We start from the raw sequence: 4820 nt of genomic DNA, 5'->3' as shown, positions 1-4820 counted from the left end.
TGAAACGCCGTAGCGCCGATGGTAGTGTGGGGTCTCCCCATGCGAGAGTAGGGAACTGCCAGGCATCATATAAAGAAGAAGCCCCGTGCGAAAGCGCGGGGCTTTTTTGCGTCTGCGGCGGAGCCTCAGCCGGCGTCCAGGGTGAGCTTCATCTGACAAAGGGAAATACTTTTACCGCCTCTTGGATAACAACCCCTAATCAATGCGCAAGAAAACCCTCAAAAAAACCAGCGATAATCGGGTAATATGAGCATCAGATGAAATAAGTTAAGGCTACCTCATGTCCTGCCAGCAAAATTCTTTAACCTCGTGGAATACTTTCCATCTTGAGGCGCAAGCCGCAAACATCACTATAGTTCGGGATGCCGACGCGCTCTGTAAATGCTGGCAAGAGAGTCGGAAGCAGCAGTTACCTATTTTGATCCTTGGTGAAGGCAGCAATGTTTTGTTTCTTGAAGATTTTTCCGGACAGGTTCTGATTAACAGGATCCGTGGTATCGAAATCAAAGAAACCGGGCATAGCTGGCATCTGCATGTAGGTGGGGGTGAGAACTGGCATCAGTTAGTGAAGTTTTGCCTGCAAAAAGGCATTGCCGGGCTGGAAAATCTGGCATTGATTCCTGGCTGTGCGGGTTCGGCTCCAATCCAGAATATTGGTGCTTATGGCGTTGAGTTTCAGCAGCTCTGTGAATACGTTAGCATTGTTCATTTACCAACGGGCAAGCAAATAGAGTTGAGCGCCGATGAGTGCGCGTTCGGTTACAGAGACAGCGTATTTAAACATCGTTATCATGATGAATATGCAATTGTCGCTATAGGCCTTAGACTGGATAAGTTATGGCAGCCGGTTCTGACGTATGGTGATTTGGTAAAGCTTAATCCTGAAACGGTAACTCCCGCGCAGGTTTTTGACGCGGTTTGCCATATGCGTCGGAGTAAACTTCCCGATCCTGCCGTAAAAGGCAATGCGGGCAGCTTTTTTAAAAATCCTGTTATTGACGATAAAAAGGCCAAAGCGCTTCTGCAGGTGTATCCGCATATGCCCTGTTATCCGCAGGCAGAAGACAAAGTCAAACTGGCGGCAGGATGGCTCATCGATCGTTGTGAACTCAAAGGTTTTAGTGTTGGCGGCGCGATGGTACACCGCCAGCAGGCTCTGGTGCTGATTAATGAAGATAACGCATCGGGGCAAGATATTGTCGCGTTGGCCAGGACAGTACGCCAGCGCGTTGGAGAGAAATTTGATATTTGGTTGGAACCAGAGGTGCGCTTTATCGGCGCACAAGGCGAAATGGATGCGGTGAGGGAAATATCATGAAGGACAATAGCGTACCGTTAAAGCTGGTTACTATTCTGGCTGACGGTGAGTTTCACTCGGGAGAACATCTGGGTGAACAGCTTGGTATGAGCAGGGCTGCGATTAATAAGCATATGCAGACGCTCAAGGGATGGGGACTGGACGTATTTACACTAACCGGCAAAGGGTACAGTTTATCTGCGCCAATACAATTGTTGGATGAACAAAGTATTGCGGCGCAGCTTAATGAAGGTGGCGTCTCGGTTATTCCAGTGATCGGTTCCACTAACCAACATTTGCTGGACAATATGGCGACACTGCGGCCTGGAGCGGCCTGCGTTGCGGAATATCAGCAGGCAGGTCGAGGGCGACGTGGTAGGCAATGGTTTTCTCCATTCGGTGCGAATCTCTATCTTTCAATGTACTGGCGTTTGGACCAGGGGCCTGCTGCCGCCATGGGGTTGAGTCTGGTTATCGGCATTGTAATGGCCGAAGTGCTGCAAAGTCTCGGTGCGAATGGCGTAAGGGTTAAATGGCCTAACGATCTCTACCTTAACGATCGCAAACTTGCAGGTATTTTGGTTGAGTTGACAGGAAAAACCGGCGATGCAGCGCATGTGGTGTTGGGGGCGGGTATCAATTTATCGATGCGCTTAGCGGATGCATCGGTAGTAAATCAGGGCTGGATTAACCTGCAGGAGGCCGGTGTTGATATCGATCGCAACACGCTGGCGGCGAAGTTAATTAATCAGCTGCGCATCAGCCTGGCCGAATTTGAACGGGATGGATTGGCGCCATTTGTTAAGCGCTGGGCTAATCTTGATAACTTCCTTAATCGACCAGTAAAATTATTAATCGGCGAGCGAGAAGTTTTGGGCATAGCCCGAGGAATCGACGACCAGGGCGCTCTGCTGTTGGATCAGAATGGCGTTGTTAAACCTTGGGTAGGTGGTGAGATCTCGCTACGCCCGCAGTGAAAATCTGATGCGCTCAAACGCCAGCCGGCCGCTGGCGTTATTAACCAGCAGCGGCGTCATGAAACATCGACTGCTTATCCGGGCGGTCGTTTATGTTTATCCCCCGCGATAAAACCCGACTATTTACGCAGCAATACGTTTTCCACCGCATGATTGGCGCTTTTCGTCATAATCAGGCTGGCGCGCTCGCGCGTTGGTAAAATATTTTCCTGCAGATTTAACCAGTTTATCTCTTTCCAGAGCTGGGTTGCTATCTGCACTGCTTCATCTTCCGAAAGCTTCGCATAATGGTGGAAATAAGAATCAGGGTCGGTAAACGCGCCCTGACGAAGTTTGAGGAAGCGATTGATATACCAGCTTTCAAGCAGCGCTTCCGACGCGTCGACATAAATAGAGAAATCAACAAAGTCGGAGACAAAAACCCGATGCGGATCGTGGGGATAATCCATCCCGCTTTGTAATACATTCAAACCTTCCAGAATCAGTATGTCCGGCTGCTGTACCACTTTGTCGCCATTAGGGACTACGTCGTAAATCAAATGCGAATAAACCGGCGCGGTTACCTGCGCTGCACCCGATTTTAATGCTGAGACAAAGTCTACAAGGCGATGAATATCGTAAGACTGCGGGAAGCCTTTCTTTTTCATTAAGCCACGTTCTTTCAGCACCGCGTTTGGATGCAGGAAGCCATCGGTGGTGATCAGTTCTACTTTGCGGTGACCGGGCCAACGGCTGAGAAGGGCTTGCAGAACGCGCGCGGTAGTACTTTTTCCTACCGCCACGCTGCCGGCAATACTGATGATATAAGGCACCTTTTGCTCGTTGGTGCCAAGAAACTGCTCCAGAACGGTCTGGCGTCGCACATTAGAGCTAATATAGAAGTTCAGCAGACGCGAAAGCGGCAGATAAATCTCTGCGACTTCTTCCAGAGACAGATCTTCGTTAATCCCCTTTAACTGTGCAATTTCATCTTCGGTCAGCGTCATCGGCACTGAATTACGCAGCGCAGCCCACTGGGCACGGCCAAATTGCAGATAAGGTGTTTTAACCAGCGAATGTGTTTTACTCATGTGTTTGCGTCGGCCAGCATTAATGTTTTCTGTAGATACCTTAATATGAAATGCGCCGCTGTGCTTAGCAGATTCCGTCGCCAGGTAACAAACAGAAACTTTCAAAAAAACAATGGGCGGCAGGTTACCATCAGCCACGGGTAACCTGAAGGAAAAATGATGGAACGGCAGATGTAAATCCGACTAAACCCGCACTATTTGCGTTTTCGTATTCCGCCTGCCAGCTGACCCGAAGGCGAAAATCGCCGCAAAGAACCCAGCATGGGGCCGGCAGGATTAACTGGTGAGGGGAACCAGCATCTGCGGAGTGAATTCATTGACTATTTATGCCTGTTTTTAGCGGCGGAATCGCCCTGTGCTGAAGACAAAGTAGTCAGAAAATAGCGAGCATACCAGGATTTTATCCCCATTTGCGCAAATAGTGAGCATTGAAGCCATAAATGAAAATTTTTAGTTGCATAGCGCCTTCTATCTTCCTAGAATGCGCGTCACTTGATGCCGGCTTAGCTCAGTAGGTAGAGCAACTGACTTGTAATCAGTAGGTCACCAGTTCGATTCCGGTAGCCGGCACCATCAAGTAAAAAATTTGGATAGGTGGGATTCCCGAGCGGCCAAAGGGAGCAGACTGTAAATCTGCCGTCACAGACTTCGAAGGTTCGAATCCTTCTCCCACCACCATTCAAACCTGATGGTTTAATGGATCCAAGTGAGCAACAGCGTCTTCACACAAGGTTTACCGGCTGAGCATAAGCACAGTCAACGCCAACGAAAATTAGCAGTTGGCTCGAATAATAAGGAAACTTGCCTTATTATTCACAAGCTACAGACAGAACAGGTAGCCGAGTTCCAGGATGCGGGCATCGTATAATGGCTATTACCTCAGCCTTCCAAGCTGATGATGCGGGTTCGATTCCCGCTGCCCGCTCCAAGACGTGCTGATATGGCTCAGTTGGTAGAGCGCACCCTTGGTAAGGGTGAGGTCCCCAGTTCGACTCTGGGTATCAGCACCACTTCTTTATCTCCTTCCTGATTCTCTCTCTGTATTAATGAAACAGTCGGGCTTTGCCTGGTTGATGTGACGATATCTCCGATATATCCGAGTCTTAGAGGGACTAGCGATGGCTAAAGAGCAATTTCAACGTAACAAACTGCACGTAAACGTGGGTACCATCGGTCACGTTGACCACGGTAAAACCACCCTGACTGCTGCAATCACCACCGTTCTGTCTAAAAAGTTTGGTGGCCAGGCTCGTGCGTTCGATCAGATCGATAACGCGCCGGAAGAAAAAGCACGTGGTATCACCATCAACACTTCTCACGTTGAGTACGAAACCCCGACCCGTCACTATGCACACGTTGACTGCCCGGGACACGCCGACTACGTGAAAAACATGATCACCGGTGCTGCCCAGATGGACGGCGCGATCCTGGTAGTTGCAGCGACTGACGGCCCGATGCCGCAGACGCGTGAGCACA

At 49.7% G+C, this 4820-nt stretch carries 4 protein-coding genes and 4 tRNA genes; 7 read left to right on the top strand and 1 reads right to left on the bottom strand.

From position 1 onward, the window contains the following. Positions 1-280 precede the first annotated feature (280 nt). Positions 281-1318, top strand: a complete 1038-nt coding sequence (gene murB / locus BTJ39_RS24090; RefSeq protein WP_078005184.1) for a UDP-N-acetylmuramate dehydrogenase — start codon at positions 281-283, stop codon at positions 1316-1318. Next, positions 1315-2274, top strand: a complete 960-nt coding sequence (gene birA, locus BTJ39_RS24085; protein WP_078005183.1) for a bifunctional biotin--[acetyl-CoA-carboxylase] ligase/biotin operon repressor BirA — start codon at positions 1315-1317, stop codon at positions 2272-2274. Before murB ends, birA begins: the two co-directional genes overlap by 4 nt. 119 nt (positions 2275-2393) lie before the next feature. Here the strand turns inward: birA and coaA are convergent, their stop codons facing one another. Continuing rightward, positions 2394-3344 (bottom strand): type I pantothenate kinase, encoded by a 951-nt coding sequence (gene coaA / locus BTJ39_RS24080; protein ID WP_078005185.1) that lies wholly within the window; start codon positions 3342-3344, stop codon positions 2394-2396. A gap of 497 nt (positions 3345-3841) precedes the next feature. Here coaA and BTJ39_RS24075 point away from each other — a divergent pair. The 5 genes from BTJ39_RS24075 to BTJ39_RS24055 all read left to right on the top strand — a co-directional run. Then, positions 3842-3917: transfer RNA gene (locus BTJ39_RS24075), tRNA-Thr, on the top strand. Between the two features lie 20 nt (positions 3918-3937). Continuing rightward, positions 3938-4022: transfer RNA gene (locus tag BTJ39_RS24070), tRNA-Tyr, on the top strand. Positions 4023-4197: 175 nt separating this feature from the next. Beyond that, positions 4198-4272, top strand: a tRNA-Gly gene (locus BTJ39_RS24065). Positions 4273-4278: 6 nt separating this feature from the next. Continuing rightward, positions 4279-4354 (top strand) — tRNA-Thr (locus BTJ39_RS24060). Between the two features lie 108 nt (positions 4355-4462). Further along, the coding region (locus tag BTJ39_RS24055) for a GTP-binding protein (RefSeq protein ID WP_176110319.1) at positions 4463-4820 on the top strand (358 nt) is incomplete at its 3' end.

The organism is Izhakiella australiensis, assembly GCF_002006995.1.
Taxonomy (GTDB): domain Bacteria; phylum Pseudomonadota; class Gammaproteobacteria; order Enterobacterales; family Enterobacteriaceae; genus Izhakiella; species Izhakiella australiensis.
The sequence above is the reverse complement of the archived record's forward strand: the minus strand, read 5'-3'. Positions and strand labels throughout refer to the sequence as shown.